The organism is Kribbella sp. NPDC059898 (assembly GCF_042730855.1).
GTDB lineage: Bacteria > Actinomycetota > Actinomycetes > Propionibacteriales > Kribbellaceae > Kribbella.
This window is the reverse complement of sequence record NZ_JBHWKR010000006.1, coordinates 150,781-165,995: the sequence shown is the minus strand read 5'-3', so window position 1 is coordinate 165,995 and position 15,215 is coordinate 150,781. Positions and strand designations below refer to the sequence as shown.

Annotated in this window: 14 protein-coding genes; 6 read left to right on the top strand and 8 right to left on the bottom strand. The window is 69.9% G+C overall.

The window, feature by feature from the left end:
- Positions 1–47: 47 nt before the first annotated feature.
- Both ACFV9C_RS20660 and ACFV9C_RS20655 read left to right on the top strand, forming a co-directional pair.
- Positions 48–839: a hypothetical protein gene (locus ACFV9C_RS20660; protein ID WP_380195781.1), complete on the top strand. Its 792-nt coding sequence runs from the start codon at positions 48–50 to the stop codon at positions 837–839.
- 39 nt (positions 840–878) lie between these two features.
- Positions 879–1,439, top strand: a complete 561-nt coding sequence (locus tag ACFV9C_RS20655) for a GrpB family protein (RefSeq protein ID WP_380195780.1) — start codon at positions 879–881, stop codon at positions 1,437–1,439.
- A 9-nt stretch (positions 1,440–1,448) separates the two neighbouring features.
- On the opposite strand, the gene ACFV9C_RS20650 is transcribed toward ACFV9C_RS20655, so the two are convergent.
- Together ACFV9C_RS20650 and ACFV9C_RS20645 are read right to left on the bottom strand one after the other, a co-directional pair.
- Positions 1,449–1,643, bottom strand: a complete 195-nt coding sequence (locus ACFV9C_RS20650; protein WP_380195779.1) for a DUF3046 domain-containing protein — start codon at positions 1,641–1,643, stop codon at positions 1,449–1,451.
- A complete protein-coding gene (locus tag ACFV9C_RS20645; protein ID WP_380195778.1) occupies positions 1,640–2,818 on the bottom strand; it encodes an LppM family (lipo)protein in 1,179 nt (392 codons plus the stop codon). Before ACFV9C_RS20645 ends, ACFV9C_RS20650 begins: the two co-directional genes overlap by 4 nt.
- Positions 2,819–2,938: 120 nt before the next feature.
- Between ACFV9C_RS20645 and ACFV9C_RS20640 the strand changes: the two genes are divergently transcribed.
- From ACFV9C_RS20640 to ACFV9C_RS20630, 3 genes are all read left to right on the top strand, one after another.
- Positions 2,939–7,558: an ATP-dependent helicase gene (locus ACFV9C_RS20640; protein ID WP_380195777.1), complete on the top strand. Its 4,620-nt coding sequence runs from the start codon at positions 2,939–2,941 to the stop codon at positions 7,556–7,558.
- Between the two features lie 4 nt (positions 7,559–7,562).
- Positions 7,563–8,348 (top strand): Fpg/Nei family DNA glycosylase, encoded by a 786-nt coding sequence (locus tag ACFV9C_RS20635; RefSeq protein WP_380195776.1) that lies wholly within the window; start codon positions 7,563–7,565, stop codon positions 8,346–8,348.
- A gap of 82 nt (positions 8,349–8,430) precedes the next feature.
- A complete protein-coding gene (locus tag ACFV9C_RS20630) occupies positions 8,431–8,916 on the top strand; it encodes a DUF4262 domain-containing protein (RefSeq protein WP_380195775.1) in 486 nt (161 codons plus the stop codon).
- Between the two features lie 8 nt (positions 8,917–8,924).
- Here ACFV9C_RS20630 and ACFV9C_RS20625 read toward each other — a convergent pair whose 3' ends face one another.
- Positions 8,925–9,215, bottom strand: a complete 291-nt coding sequence (locus ACFV9C_RS20625) for a helix-turn-helix domain-containing protein (protein WP_380195774.1) — start codon at positions 9,213–9,215, stop codon at positions 8,925–8,927.
- Positions 9,216–9,378: 163 nt separating this feature from the next.
- Positions 9,379–9,873 (bottom strand): CinA family protein, encoded by a 495-nt coding sequence (locus ACFV9C_RS20620; RefSeq protein ID WP_380195773.1) that lies wholly within the window; start codon positions 9,871–9,873, stop codon positions 9,379–9,381.
- Positions 9,874–9,973: 100 nt separating this feature from the next.
- Between ACFV9C_RS20620 and ACFV9C_RS20615 the strand changes: the two genes are divergently transcribed.
- Positions 9,974–11,122 carry a DUF2332 domain-containing protein gene (locus ACFV9C_RS20615; RefSeq protein WP_380195772.1) on the top strand — a complete coding sequence of 383 codons (1,149 nt, stop codon included), beginning with the start codon at positions 9,974–9,976 and terminating at the stop codon, positions 11,120–11,122.
- Between the two features lie 178 nt (positions 11,123–11,300).
- Here the strand turns inward: ACFV9C_RS20615 and pgsA are convergent, their stop codons facing one another.
- The 4 genes from pgsA to ACFV9C_RS20595 form a co-directional block, all read right to left on the bottom strand.
- Complete coding sequence (pgsA, locus tag ACFV9C_RS20610; protein ID WP_380195771.1) at positions 11,301–11,924, bottom strand: CDP-diacylglycerol--glycerol-3-phosphate 3-phosphatidyltransferase; 624 nt, start codon at positions 11,922–11,924, stop codon at positions 11,301–11,303.
- Positions 11,921–13,678 carry a MiaB/RimO family radical SAM methylthiotransferase gene (locus ACFV9C_RS20605; protein WP_380195770.1) on the bottom strand — a complete coding sequence of 586 codons (1,758 nt, stop codon included), beginning with the start codon at positions 13,676–13,678 and terminating at the stop codon, positions 11,921–11,923. Before ACFV9C_RS20605 ends, pgsA begins: the two co-directional genes overlap by 4 nt.
- Before the next feature lie 103 nt (positions 13,679–13,781).
- Positions 13,782–14,537, bottom strand: a complete 756-nt coding sequence (locus ACFV9C_RS20600) for a helix-turn-helix domain-containing protein (RefSeq protein WP_380195769.1) — start codon at positions 14,535–14,537, stop codon at positions 13,782–13,784.
- Positions 14,538–14,646: 109 nt separating this feature from the next.
- A complete protein-coding gene (locus tag ACFV9C_RS20595) occupies positions 14,647–15,213 on the bottom strand; it encodes a hypothetical protein (protein WP_380195768.1) in 567 nt (188 codons plus the stop codon).
- Positions 15,214–15,215: the final 2 nt, after the last annotated feature.

The window sequence follows — 15,215 nt, the reverse complement described above, 5'->3', positions numbered from 1 at the left end:
CTGACCCAGCAGCCGTGCTGACCCACCGGATCTCTACTCTTGCGGGCGTGACAGACCGGCCGGACGTCCCCGATTCCGCGGTCGTCCTGGCGGTCAGCCGGGTCGAGCTCGGGATCGACCACGTCCTCGACGCGCTCCGTACCCAGGACCCGTTCGGCATCCGCAGCTACCTGACGGAGTACTCGGAGCAGGAGCAGCCGAACCTCGCCGAGAAAGGCCTGATCCTCGCGATCGACCGGCTGCTCCAGATGAAGGTCCCGGGGCACGAGGAGTGGCCGGCCCTCCCGCTCGCCAAGCGCTGCGACTGGTGGGTCGAGCGCCTCGGCGGATTCGCCGCGATCGTCGCCGGACTCCCCCGGCTCAGCGGCGCGGCAGCGGACCGGCTGCCGATGAAGGACACCCTCGGCGCGGCCGTGCAGGCGATGGTGATCGGCGCGGTCTGCCGCGAGTACGGCGTCGAGGCGCATGCCGACCGTACGTCGGTCATCATCCGGGTCCTGACCGATCGCCCGATCACGCCGGACGAGGTGCTCAAGTACGACGACCCGGTGGTCGCGGGCGACGACGTCGCCGACCAGCTCGGGCTCGACGAGGTCTCGACGGACATGGGTCTGCGCAAAGGCGTCCGGCTGGTCTGGCGGCTCAGCAAGCTGTTCGGCGGGCTCAGCGAGGTGTTCGAGGAGCGGCCGCGCGGAAGCCTCGGCGCCCGGTTCATCGGCAAGCTGCCCGGCGTCGGGGTCGTCGGCGGGTTCTTCGACGAGCGCAAGGGCATTCGGAAAGCAGCGTACGAGGCGGGCGACCTGCTCGCCAACAGCACCTTCCGGGTCAAACCGATCTGACCGCTGGGCGGGGCATCGCCGTACTGAGATGATCTCCGCATGACTGGGATCGTCGTCGTGAGGCCGGACGAGACCTGGCCGGCGCAGTACCAGAAAACCGCCTACGTGATCGGCGGTGCGCTCGGCGAGCTGGCGCAGCGGATCGACCACATCGGGTCCACCTCGGTGCCCGGCCTGCCCGCCAAGGACATCCTCGACATCCAGGTCACGGTCGCCACCGAAGCAGAGCTCGACGACGTGGCCGAGCGGATGGTCGCCGCCGACTGGGAGCTTCGCCCGCCACGGCGCGACCACCCGGTGCCCGGCCTGCCCACGGACGAGGGTCAATGGGTGCAGCGGATGCTGGTCGAGCCTATGTACCGGCGCCGAGTCAATCTGCACGTCCGCGTGGCGGGTCGTGCCAACCAGCGCTACGCGCTCCTGTTCCGCGATTATCTGCGCGCGCATCCCGAGACGGCGCGAGCGTACGGCGTGTTCAAGCAGCAGGCCTCGACGCTCGGGCTGGAGCTCGGCGACTACACCGATCTCAAGGACCCGGTCTGCGATCTCGTCTATCTGCCGGCCGAGGACTGGGCCGCCCGCACCGGATGGGGCGGCTAGCGGGCGCCGTCAGCGTTCGCTGGGCGGAAGGTCGAGGTGCGCCCACACGGCGCGCCAAACGAACTTGGCGGCCTCACCGTCGTCCAAGGCCTCGACCACCGTACGGCCGCCGAGCTCCTGGACCACCTGGGTTTCTGCCCAGGTCCGTGCGTACGCGGGTCCGAGATGGTGATCCATCCGTGCCCAGAACTCAGTCAGTCTCATGCCTGCCCGTCGTCGTCCTTCGGCGGTCCCCAACCACCCTGCTGCCCCTGCTGAGGGCCTGACTGACCACCCTGCTGCTGCCCCCAGCCGCCCTGCTGCGGCGGCTGCTGACCGTACTGCTGTCCTTGCTGCGGACCTTGCGGCCGCTGGCCGGGCTGCTGCCCCTGCCCCGGCTGCTGCCCCCAGCCACCAGGACCTTGCTGTTGCCCGGGCTGCTGACCCTGCTGCGGCGCACCCCACTGCCCTTGACCTTGCTGCGGCTGCCCAGGGTACTGCGGCTGCGAACCCGACTGACCGCCGTACGGCGCCTGCCCGGGCTGGCCCTGCTGCGGCTGACCCGGGTACTGCCCCGGCTGACCACCGTACTGACCAGGCTGCCCCTGCTGACCGCCGTACTGCCCCGGCTGGCCCGGATACTGCCCTGGACCAGGCTGCCCGTACTGCTGCTGTCCCTGGTACTGCCCCGGACCGCCGTACTGCCCAGGCTGCCCCGGATACTGCCCAGGGAACGGCTGACCGTAGCCCTGCTGGCCCTTGCCCTTACGGCTGCGCAGGATGAAGAACACCGCCGCGGCGATCACCAGCACGAGGACCACGATGATCAGGATCAACGCCCAGCCCGGGAACCCGCCGCCGGCCTCGGAGGTCAGCGAGATCTTCCCCAGCTTCTCGAGGCTGTCGTACGTCGCCGTCCGGCCGCTGACCTTCGCACCGTCGTCGTGCTCGAGGATCTTGCCCGGCATGGTGATCTTGACGTTGACCTCCGGCTGGCTGCTGCCCGACGGCAGGTTGTTGCCGAGCGAGCCGCCGTTCACGGAGACCTTGACCTTGTCGCCGTCCTTGCTGAAGCCGATGCCGTCCTGGCTCGCGCCGCCCATCTTGGAGAAGGGCACGTTCGAGAAGGTGCAGTCCGAGCCCACGTACTTGCTGTCCTCGTAGGACTTGCAACTGACGCCCTCGGTCGCGGACGACTTGATGCTGCTCTCGATCTCCTGGCGGATCTTGTCCAGGGACTGGCCGCTGGACTGCAGCAGCTGCTTGTCGACGCCGATCTGCATCGAGCCCGACACCGTCTCGTTCGACCCGACCTTCAGGTCGCCGTCGATCTTGACGCACCCGGTCAACCCGACCAGGCACGCCACGACGACGAGTGCTGCGCGTACGCGGTTCATCATGTCGCCGATCATTCCAGACGACGGGGACAATCTGCGCACCGGACGGAAAGCGGGTGCTCACGGTCGGCGACGGAGCCCGATCTGGCCGGCGCGTGAAAACTGTCGGCGGCACCCGGCAAGATGGTCGGCGTGAAGAAGACCAGCGCGTTGAGCCGGTTCTCGCCCGCGACCCGGGCGTGGTTCGGCGACGTCTTCGAGGCGGCCACCCCGGCCCAGCTCGAGGCGTGGGACGCGATCACGGCGGGCCGGGACGCGCTGGTGGTCGCACCGACCGGTTCGGGCAAGACGCTGGCCGCTTTCCTCTGGGCGCTGGACCGGCTGGCCACGACTCCCCCGCCCGACGATCCGAAGCTGCGCTGCCGGGTGCTGTACGTGTCACCGCTGAAGGCCCTCGCCGTCGACGTGGAGCGCAACCTGCGCGCGCCGCTGATCGGCATTCGCGAGACGGCTCGCCGGTTGGGTGAGGCACCGGTCGAGGTCGAGGTCGCCGTCCGATCCGGCGACACGCCCGCGGCCGAGCGGCGCCGGTTCGCGACGCGGCCTTCCGACGTACTGATCACCACTCCTGAGTCCTTGTTCCTCCTGCTCACGTCGCAAGGTCGCGAGTCGCTGCGCGGCGTCGAGACCGTCATCGTCGACGAGGTGCACGCCGTCGCCGGGACGAAACGCGGCGCGCACCTGGCGCTGACGCTCGAGCGCCTCGACGAGCTGCTGCCGAAGCCGGCGCAGCGGATCGGCCTGTCCGCGACCGTGCGTCCGGTCGAGGAGGTCGCGCGGTTCCTGGGCGGTGAGCGGGCGGTCACGGTGGTGCAGCCGAAGTTCACGAAGCAGTGGGAGCTGAGCGTCGTCGTTCCCGTCGAGGACATGGCCGAGCTGGCCGCGACCGAGGTGGAGACGTCCGGGTCAGCGGCCGGGCCGCAACAGCACGCCTCGATCTGGCCGCATGTGGAGGAGCAGGTCTTCGACCTGATCAGTCGGCACAGCTCGACGATCGTCTTCGCGAACTCGCGCCGTCTGGCCGAGCGGCTGACCGCCCGGCTGAACGAGATCGCCGCCGAGCGGGCCGAGCTGGAGCTACCGGAGCTGGGCTCGCCGGCTCAGCTGATGGCGCAGTCCGGCGGGTCGCTCGCGGCGCCACCGTTGATCGCGCGTGCGCATCACGGCTCGGTCAGCAAGGAGCAACGGGCGCTGATCGAGGCAGACCTCAAGTCGGGCCGGCTGCCGTGTGTGGTCGCCACCAGCAGCCTCGAGCTCGGCATCGACATGGGTGCGGTGGATCTGGCGATCCAGGTCGAGGCGCCGCCTTCGGTCGCGAGCGGTCTGCAGCGTGTGGGTCGCGCCGGTCACCAGGTCGGTGCGGTGTCCCGGGGCGTCCTCTTCCCGAAGTTCCGTGGCGATCTCATCGACACGGCGGTCGTCGTGCAGCGGATGCGCGACGGGCTGATCGAGAGCCTGCACATCCCGGCCAATCCGCTGGACGTGCTCGCCCAGCAGATCGTGTCGATCGTGTCCCTCGACGCGGTCGACGTGGACGAGTTGTTCGCCCTGGTCCGTCGCTGCGCCCCGTTCGCCACGCTGCCAAGATCGGCGTACGACGGGGTCCTCGACATGCTCTCCGGGCGATATCCGTCGGACGAGTTCGCGGAGCTGCGGCCGCGGATCGTGTTCGACCGGGTCAGCGGCGAGATCTCGGGGCGGCCGGGTGCCCAGCGGCTCGCGGTGACGAGCGGCGGGACGATTCCGGACCGCGGCCTGTTCGGGGTGTTCCTGATCGGCGAGTCGACCAACCACCGGGTGGGCGAGCTCGACGAGGAGATGGTGTACGAGTCGCGGGTCGGCGACGTGTTCACGCTCGGTGCGTCGAGCTGGCGGATCGAGGACATCACCCACGACCGGGTGCTGGTCTCCCCCGCTCCGGGTCAGCCCGGCAGGCTGCCGTTCTGGAAGGGCGACGCGGTCGGGCGTCCGGCCGAACTGGGTGCCGCGACCGGTGCGTTCGTCCGCAAGATGGCGTCGCTACCGAGCGGGAAGGCGGTCGAGCGGGCGCGCACCGCGGGCCTCGACGAGTACGCCGCCAACAACCTCGTCTCGTACCTGGCCGAGCAACGAGAGGCGACCGGCCGGGTGCCGGACGACGTGACGATCGTGGTGGAGCGGTTCCGCGACGAGCTCGGCGACTGGCGGGTCTGCGTGCATTCGCCGTACGGCGGTCAGGTGCACGGCCCGTGGGCACTGGCGATCGCGGCGCGGCTGCGCGATCGCTATGGGATGGACGCGCAGTCGGTCTCGGGCGACGACGGGATCGTGCTGCGGCTGCCGGAGACCGACGAGGCGCCGCCGGGTGCGGAGCTGGTGCTGTTCGATCCTGCGGACATCGAGGACCTGGTGACCACCGAGGTCGGCGGGTCGGCGTTGTTCGCGGCCCGGTTCCGGGAGTGCGCGGCACGCGCGTTGCTGCTGCCGCGGCGCAATCCGGGACGACGGTCACCGTTGTGGCAGCAGCGGCAACGGGCCTCGCAGCTGTTGAGTGTGGCGAGCAAGTTCGGGTCGTTCCCGATCGTGCTGGAGACGCTGCGCGAGGTTCTGCAGGACGTGTACGACCTGCCCGCGTTGAAGGACCTGCTGACCGGGATCAGCGAGCGCCGGATCTCGGTCGTCGAGGTCGAGACGCCCGAGGCATCACCGTTCGCGAAGTCCTTGCTGTTCGGGTATGTGGGCGCGTTCATGTACGAGGGCGACAGCCCGCTCGCCGAGAAGCGTGCGGCCGCGCTCGCGCTGGACCAGAGCCTGCTGGCGGAGTTGCTCGGGCGGACCGAGCTTCGGGAACTGCTCGATGCGGAAGTAGTACTGCGCACCGAGGCCGAGCTGCAACGGCTGGCCGAGGATCGCCGGGCGCGGGACGCCGAGGGTCTGTTCGACGTCCTGCGGATTATCGGCCCGCTGTCCTTGTCGGAAGCGACCCAGCGGTGTGTCGACGGGTCCGATGCGGAGACCTGGTTGACGTCGCTCGCGGCGGCGCGGCGTGTCGTCCGCGTGCGGATCGCGGGCGAGCACCGATGGGCGGTCGTCGAGGATGTCGCACGGCTGCGTGACACGCTCGGCGTGCCGCTGCCGCCGGGGGTTGCGGAGGCGCACGCGGAGCCGGTCGCGGATCCGTTGGGCGATCTGGTGTCGCGGTACGCGCGGACGCACGGGCCGTTCCGGGCGATCGATCTCGCGACGCATCTCGGGATCGGCGTCGCGGTGGTCAGCGAGGCGCTGCGTCGTCTGGGCGCGGCCGGGCGGGTCGTCGAGGGCGAGTTCCTGCCGGGTGGGATCGCGCTCGAATGGTGCGACAGCGAGGTGCTCCGGCTGCTCCGGCGACGTTCGCTCGCCGCGCTGCGGAAGGAGGTCGAGCCGGTCGATCCATCCGCGCTCGCCCGTTTCCTGCCCGCGTGGCAGGGCGTCACGAGCAGTCGCGGGCGCGGGTACGACGTACTTCTCGGCGCGGTCGAGCAGCTCGCCGGCTGCGCCGTACCGGCCTCGGCGCTCGAGTCGATCGTGCTGCCGTCGCGGGTGCCGGGGTATCAGCCGTCGATGCTGGACGAGCTCACCGCGACCGGCGAGGTGGTGTGGGCCGGCTCGGGTTCGTTGCCCGGTACGGACGGGTGGGTGTCGCTGCATCTGGCGGACAACTGCGATCTGACGTTGCCGGATCCGGATGCCGCGTTCGAGCTGGGCGACACGCACCAGGCGGTCCTGGACGCGTTGTCAGGTGGTGGCGCGTTCTTCTTCCGGCAGTTGAGCGATGTGATCGGGTCGAGTTCCGGCGTGGTCGACGACGAGACGCTGGTCAGCGTGCTGTGGGATCTCGTCTGGGCCGGTCACCTCACCAACGACACGCTGACGCCGGTCCGCTCGCTGGTCGGCGGCGGCCGTGGCAGTCATCGAGCCCGCCGTTCGACGCCCCGCGCCCGGCCTGGTCGTCCGATGCGTCCCGGACGGCCGTCGATGCCGGCACGCGGCGGTCCGCCGACTGCGGGCGGTCGGTGGTCGTTGCTTCCGGCCCGTAGTTCGGACACGACCCGGCGGGCGCATGCCGCGGCCGAGACCCTGCTCGACCGGTACGGCATCGTGACGCGCGGATCGGTCATCACCGAGCGGACTCCTGGCGGGTTCGCGGCGGTGTACAAGGTGCTGAGCGCGTTCGAGGAGTCCGGGCGATGCCGGCGCGGATACTTCGTTGCGGGGCTGGGCGCGGCCCAGTTCGCGCTGCCCGGCGCGGTCGACCGGCTGCGAGCGCTCGCAGAGCTTCCTGCCGCAGAGCCTGAACGGACCCTCGGGCCGCCAGGCCCACGTGGAGGTCGGGGCCGTAAGGACGACGAGCCGACCGTACGCGCCGTGGTATTGGCTGCGTCCGATCCCGCGAACCCGTACGGCGCTGCGCTGCCGTGGCCCGAGCGGGAGAACGCAGGCGGGCACCGTCCAGGCCGGAAGGCCGGCGCGCTGGTCGTGATGGTCGACGGCCAGCTGATCGTGTACGTCGAACGTGGCGGGCGGACGGTGCTGAGTTTCACCGAGGAATCCGATCTGCTGCAGCCCGCGGTCGACGCGTTGGCGCTGGCGATCCGGGACGGTCAGCTGGGCAAGCTGAGCGTCGAGACAGCCGACGGCGAACAGGTTCGGCACACGGCTTTCGGGGACGCGCTCGCCAAGGCCGGCTTCCACGCGACCCCGCGGGGTCTGCGGCTCCGGGCGTGACGAGATGCCTGAAGGAGACACGGTCTGGAGGGCGTGCAAGCGGCTGAACCAGTCCCTCGCCGGGCAGGAGATCGTACATACCGACTTCCGGGTGCCGTCGCTGGCGACCACCGACCTGAGCGGGCGAACCGTGCTGGAGGTCGTTGCGCGCGGCAAGCACATTCTGATGCGGCTGTCCGGCGGGCTGACGCTGCACAGCCATTTCCGGATGGACGGCAGCTGGCATCTGTACCGCCCCGGCGAGCGCTGGCGCGGCGGGCCGACCCACGAGATCCGCGCCGTGCTGGAGACGTCGAGCTGGACCGCGGTCGGCTACCGGCTGCCTGTGCTCGACCTCGTCGCCACCGACAACGAGGACAGCGTCGTCGGGCATCTCGGACCTGATCTGCTGTCGCCGTCGTTCGACCGCGCAACGGCGATCGCCAATGTCGAGTCCGACCCCGGGCGCACGATCAGCGAAGCGCTGCTCGACCAACGCAACCTTGCTGGGATCGGCAACTTCTACCGGACCGAGGTCTGCTTCCTGCTCGGCCTGCACCCGTGGCGCCCGGTCTCGGACGTCGACGTACCGGCCGCGGTCGACCTCAGCCGGAAACTGCTCAAGGCCAACGTCCGGAACGGCGTCCAGGTGAGCACCGGAGTGGACCGTCCCGGTCAACGCACCTGGGTGTTCGAACGCGCCGGCAATGCCTGTCGACGATGCGGTGCGACGATTCGCACCGGAAATCTGGGCGAGCCGACACGCGAACGTGTCACCTATTGGTGCCCGGCCTGCCAGCCCGAGGACTGATCCGCCCTCCCGCCGAAACTGCCCTGTGGACAACTCCCCCGCAGCGGCAGAACGCCGATACCTTCTCTGGCGCATCGAACAAATGTTCGATCGAGAGGAGAAGGCGATGTGCAACAGGTGCGGTGACCTGACCAGCGAGGACTACTCGCGGTGGATCGAGGAGAACATCCAGACCTACGGCTGGACGATGACCTACATCGCCGGCGACGGCGGTAGGAACCCTGGGTTCGGATACACGGTGGGACTCAGTCAGTACCAGCATCCGGAGATCATCGTCTTCGAGAGCGAGCCCTGCTACGCGTTCCTCAGCCTCAAGCCATTGGCCTGGGCGGTGCTGGAAGGTTCCGAGTTCGACGAGGGTGACGACCTGACGGCGTTCTTTCCGCCACCACACACCGCCCAGTTGCTCCGGTTCCCCGACTCCGAGCTGCATCTGCACCTGGCCAACAGCATGTACCGCCGGCCCGGGCAACCACCACTGCCCGCACTCCAGCTCGTGTGGCCGAGGCCCGTCACGCTGGTCCAGCCCGTCTCCGACCGGCCGGCTTCCGACCGAGGTGTCCGATGAGCCGCGAATCAGGCGGCCGAGGCCACGACCTCCGGCTCGATCGCCGGGTGGGCCAGCACGAGCGCCTCTTCGCGGGCCAGATCCTCGCTGACCTCGGCGAAGACCGTCGACAACGGCACGTCGAGTGCCGTGCAGATCGCCGCCAGCAGCTCGCTGGAGGCCTCCTTCTGGCCCCGCTCGACCTCCGACAGGTAGCCGAGACTCACGCGGGCGTCGGCGGATACCTCGCGCAGAGTGCGCCCCTGGCGCAGCCGCTTACGCCGCAGCACGTCGCCCAGCAGGCCACGAACCAGCACCATGAGGTTTCTCCCTTCCGCCTGTCCGGCCACGTCTACTCGCACGGTAGCTCGGCCGTAGGAACCAACGGTACCTGTTGCTGGGTCACTACCCCTCGCAATGTCCACCTTCGGTGCGCCGTGCAAGTCTGCCTTACCTGTCACCATGCTGGTCCTAACACGCCGTTCAGTCGAGTTCTTCCGCCACAACTTCCGCTCCCAGTTCCAGGACGGCCTGGACACTCCCCCGCCGGACAGCTGACCGGTCCCCGGACAGCTGTAGCTTCCGTACCTGCACGGAGCGCGGGCCGGCCGCCGCGACGTACACCGTCCCCGCCTCGATCCCCGCCTGCGGGTCCGGTCCGGCCACACCGGTCGTGGCGAGGCCGTAGTCCGCCTCCAAACGCTCCCGCACACCAGTGGCCAATGCGGCGGCCGTATCCGGGTGGACCGGCCCCACAGCGGCCAGCAGCTCGTCCGGCACACCTGCAAGCTTGGCCTTGAGGTCGGTCGCGTAAACCACCACACCACCCCGATACACAGCCGACACCCCCGGCACATCCGTCAGAACCGCACCGACCATCCCACCGGTCAACGACTCAGCCGTGGCCAGCGTCACGCCACGCTCGAGCAACAGCTCGACCAACCGGCCGACCGCCGTTCCGATCCTGTCCTGAGCCACTCGCCACCTCCACGTCGCAACCTGTACTCGTACTCAACACCAGGAGCTGACCAGCATGCATGACCGACCAAGGCGAGCGGGCGTGACTAGACTCGCTGAAATGCCAGCGTCGAGTGGTGGGAAGGCACGGGCTCGTGGGCGAACGCTCGCTGACGTGTACCGGCGATTCGGTGAAACCGAGGGCGAGAAGGGCTCGCCGCTGTACGGTCAGATCGCGATCGCACTGAGCGAGTCCGACGAGGCTCTGCGTGTGATCGAGGCCGTTCCATCACGCCGGCGCAGCCCAACGCTGGTCCTGGCCGCCTTGCATGACTTCGCGCTCGCGGGGCAGTCCCCGGCGCTCACTGCTGCGTTCGGTGTCTCGAACGCTTCCGAGGTCACAGCCCCTGTCGCTCCTCTCCGCGGTGCGGCGAGTGGTGATGGTCCGAGATCGGCCGCGGAGGTGGCGGTTGAGGTGATGGTGGAGACGGGGGGACTCGTCTTGGAGCGGGTGATGGGGCGGAAGGTTCGGGGAGACGAGGGCGGGCGGCACGCGGTGCTGTATCCGGCGGTTGCCGAGGTTGCGCGGCGGGTTGGCGCGAGAGCGGTCGGGTTGATTGAAGTTGGGCGGGCGGCTGGGCTCAACTTGGTGGTGGATCGGGTCGGGATCTCGTACGGCAGTGGCCAGTTGTTAGGGGCTGCGGATTCTGCGGTACAGGTCTCGGCTTCGGTGGTTGGGGACGGGCTGGTGCCGTCGACCGCCGTGCCGGAGGTGGTGGCTCGGGTTGCGGTTGGCGATGAGCTCGTGGACGTGACCGACGCGGACGAGGCGCGGTGGTTGCGGGCGTGTGTGCCGCCGGACCAGGTGGAGCGGTCGGCGCGGCTGGAGGCGGAGTTGGCGTTGGCTGCGGCGGATCCGCCGGAGGTGGTGCGGGGTGGGGTCGTCGAGGTGCTGCCGGAGGCGATCGCGCGGGTGCCGGACGGCGTACTGCCGGTGGTGATGACGACGTGGGTGTTGTCGAGTTTGGGGCTCGAGGAGCGGTTGCGGTTCCTGCAGCGGCTCGACGAGGCGGCGACGCGACGGCCGGTGGCGTGGGTGTCGGTCGAGGGGGTCGGGGTGGCGCCTGGGGTTCCGACGTACGGCGATCGGAAGGCTTCGGGGCACAGCGTTCTCGGGGTGAGCGTGTTCGAGCATTCGTCGCTGCATGCGGCCGGGGTTGGTCGGTGCTGGCTGCGAGGCGAGATGCTCGCTTGGTTCGCCGACGCCTAGTCCCCTCCGCACCCGCCGAACCACCTGGTCCCCGAGCGGTGCCTCCAGGCCGGGCATCGGATCGGCGGGCGGGTTTGGGTGCCCTGCCGGGCCAGATGAGGTGCGGTTGACCGTGCGGCCGGAGCAGGCGAACTGCAGGGGCGCCTGCCTGTAGAAGAGGTTCGACGTGCCGGTCCGGTTATGGCAGGGGGCGTTTGGCGGCGGCGCGGAGGTGGAGGGCTCGGGAGAGGTAGTCGATGCCGGTGGCGACGGTTACCAGGACGGCGGCGGTCATGATGGCGACGGCCGGCCAGTGGATGACGGCGAGGTGCTGCCACGGGAGGAGGTACAGGCCTAGGGCGATGGCCTGGAGGACGGTTTTGAGCTTGCCACCTCGGCTCGCGGGCATGACGCCGTGGCGGATGACCCAGAAGCGGAGGGCGGTGACGCCCCATTCGCGGACCATGACGAGGATGGTCACCCACCACGGGAGTTCGCCCAGGTACGAGAGGCCTAGGAAGGCGGCGCCGGTGAGGGCCTTGTCGGCGATCGGGTCGGCGATCTTGCCGAAGTTCGTGACCAGGTTCCAGCGGCGAGCGATGTCGCCGTCGAAGCGGTCGGTGACGATCGCGACCACGAACGCCGCCGTGGCGAGCAGGCGGTCGCCCGTCGCGTGGCCGCCGTCGCGGAGCAGGAGCCAGACGAAGAGTGGGACCAGGACCAGCCGCAGTACGGTGAGCGCGTTCGGCACGTTCCAGGCGCTGGGCGCGTGGAGTTGTCCGCCGGCTGCGCGCGGCGCCGAGTTCGGAGGCGGGTTGGTCACGCGGTCAGGTTAACTGCCGGGCGGGTGTCTGGGGTGCTCACGAGGGCCGCGAACTCGGCGATCAGGTCGACGCCGTCGCTCGCCACCACCTTCGCGGACACCAGATCTCCCGCCCGGATCCCCTCCGGAAGTCCCGTCACCGTGGTCACACCGTCCACCTCAGGCCCCTGGTGCGCCGCGCGCCCCTCAGCAACCCCGGCGAAGGTGACGCCTTCCGCTGTCGCGTCGGCCGGCAAGGCTGTGGCTGGGATGTCGGTCGGGTCGAGGGATTCGATGATTACTTCGAGGAGTTCGCCGATGCGGGATTCGGCGCGGGCCGAAGTCAGGTCTTCGGCGAGGCGGGTGACGCGGTCGAGGCGGGAGGCGATGGTGTCCTCGTCGAGTTTGCCGTCGTACGTCTCGGCCTCGGTGCCGTCCTCGTCGGAGTAGCCGAAGACACCGATCGCGTCCAGGCCGGCGCGGGAGAGGAAGTCGCAGAGGACGTCGACGTCCTCCTCGGTCTCGCCGGGGAAGCCGACGATGACGTTGCTGCGGATACCGGCGGTCGGGGCGGCGGCGCGGACCTGGGCGATCAGTTCGAGGAAGCGTTCGGCGTCGCCGAAGCGGCGCATCCGGCGCAGGAGCGGGCCGGAGGCGTGCTGGAACGACAGGTCGAAGTACGGGACGACGCCGGGGGTGGCGGTCATCGCGCTGATCAGGGTCGGGCGCATCTCGGCGGGCTGGAGGTACGAGACGCGGACGCGGGTGATGCCGGGGACCTTGGCGATCTCGGCGACCAGGGTTTCGAGCAGGCGGAGGTCGCCGAGGTCCTTGCCGTAGGAGGTGGAGTTCTCGGAGACCAGGAAGAGTTCGCGTACGCCGTTCTCGGCGAGCCACTCGGCTTCGCGGAGTACCTCGGCGGGGCGGCGCGACATGAAGGCGCCGCGGAACATCGGGATCGCGCAGAACGCGCAGCGCCGGTCGCAGCCGGAGGCGAGCTTCAGCGGCGCCATCGGTCCGCCGTCGAGGCGGCGGCGCATCACCCGCGGGCCGCTGGCGGGGGCGGTCGCGAGGTCCGGGGCGTCGATCTTCAGCTCTTCGGGAGCGCCGGTGACGAAGCGGCCCTTCAACTCGGACGGAGCCGGCGAGCCGGCTGGGCGCAGGGCCTCGGGGATGTGGTCCCCCACGCCGGCCCTCGCAGCGGCGGAGCCGGTCGCACCTGCGGCGGAGCCGGTTGTGGAGGTGGCGGTCGCGCCCGCAGAGGAGCCGGGTGTGGCTGTGGAGGACGGGGTGGTGGCTGCGTCGCCGTGGCCGGGGAGGGCTACTACGGGGGCCTCGTGGCGGTCGGCGGGGGCCAGCGGGAGGAGTTTGCGGCGGTCGTGGGGGACGTGGGGTTGGTGCTTGGTGCCGGCCAGGATGGAGCGGAGGCGGGCGGAGATGTCGGTGTAGTCGTCGAAGCTGAGGACGGCGTCGGTTTCGGGGAGGGCTTCGGCGAGTTGTTCGCCGTACCGCTCGGCGAGGCAGCCGACGGCGACGACCGCCTGGGTGCGGCCGGAGTCCTTGTAGTCGGCGGCGGCCAGGAGGGTGTCGACGGAGTCCTTCTTCGCGGCCTCGACGAAGCCGCAGGTGTTCACCACCACCGTGTCCGCCTCGGCGGCGTCGTCGACGAGGCGGAAACCGCCGGCTTCGAGCCGGCCGGCCAACTCCTCGGAGTCGACATCGTTGCGGGCACAGCCCAGCGTGACCAGGGCGACGGTGGTGGGTGGCGTAGTCATCCCCACGAGTATGACGCGCCGTGTACGTCCGCGCCTAACTCAGCCAGCTACCTCACACCCGCCGACGGGTATTGAGCCAGTTGGACTCATTTACACCCGCGGATCAGTTGGTTTTGCTGAGAGTGCCGTTCGGGTGGGCGGTGAACTTGGTGAGGGTGGTGGGGACGCGTTTGCCGTTGAGTACGACGATCAGGTTGCTCGGGTTGCCGACCTGGACGCGGATGTCGCCGGCGCTGGTGACGGACTGGGCGATGCCGGGGCTGAGTTTGCCCTGGAAGATCTTGCGGTCGGTCCGGTCGCGGACCGTCAGGTAGGTGCCGTCGTTCTTGGCCGTCATGGTCAGCTCGGTCCTGAGGACCGGCGGCTTCGGGGTGTGCGGCTTCTTCGTCGGCGCTACGGTCGGCTGGGCCGTCGGCTTCGGGGTCGGTGTGGTGACGGTCGCGGAGGTGGTCGCGGTCTTGGAGGCGTTCGCCTCGATGTCGCTGGGCAGCGTGAACAGCCGCACCATCCCCCAGCCCATCAGGATCACCAGGATCGCGCCGACCACCAGGGCCCAGCGCGGGCGCGCCGGACGCAGGGTCGGGCTCTTCACCACGGCGCGTTCCTCGCGGCGCGACTTCTCGTCCTCGGCGCCGTGTTCGGCGTCGAAGGTGGCGAGCAGCGGAGCGGGGTCGGCCTTCACCACCCGGGCGATCGCCCGGATGTGCCCGCGGGCGTAGAAGTTGCCGCCGCACCGGGAGAAGTCGTCGGCCTCCATGGCGATCAGCAACCCGGTTCTGATCCGGGTCGCGGCGCTCAGCTGCTCGATCGTCATGTCGGCCCGTTCGCGGGCCGCCGTGAGCTCGCTGCCGATGCTCACGTCCCCACCGTCCTCTCGTACTCCGCGCTACAGGTCATCGGCAAATGGACCGTCGACATCCCACTGAACAACATGTCAACGGCCTTGGTACGACGGGGTCACGGACGAGTCAGAGTTGTTCCCTCACCGGACACCTGGCGTCGGCCAGCATGTGCAGCGCCTGCACCACTTCCCCGTTCGACGGACGAGCCGTCAACCCGAACGGTATCGCGAGTGACGACCCGGTCAGACGGCGGTTCGCATCGGTTGTCTTGCGGGTCGAACTCGGCAGTGCGCCGAGGATCGGCCCGGGATCCTGCAGATGTACGGCGATCCGCCCGTCGTCGAGCGGATGCCGGCGCCGCAGCACCGTCACCTCTTCGATGTCCTCCCACCGGGTACCCACCCACTCGCTCCCGATGCGCAGCCGGATGCCGACGTCGTCGGCCACCAGCATGTCCCCGACCGTCAGCGCACGGGCGCAGACGACGGCCAGGACGGCGAACGCGGCCGCCACGATCCAGCGCAGGATGCCGGTCGCGCTGGTCGAGCCGGACGCCGCGAAGCCCAGCGCCACCAGTGCGGCGCCGACGGCGAGGCCGCCGTGAACCTTCTGGGAGGCGCGCACGGTGAACGGTGCCGGCCTGGGGTCCCCGTCGAATCGTTGCTGCCTGGGCAGTGCGCTCGCGGCGGTCACGG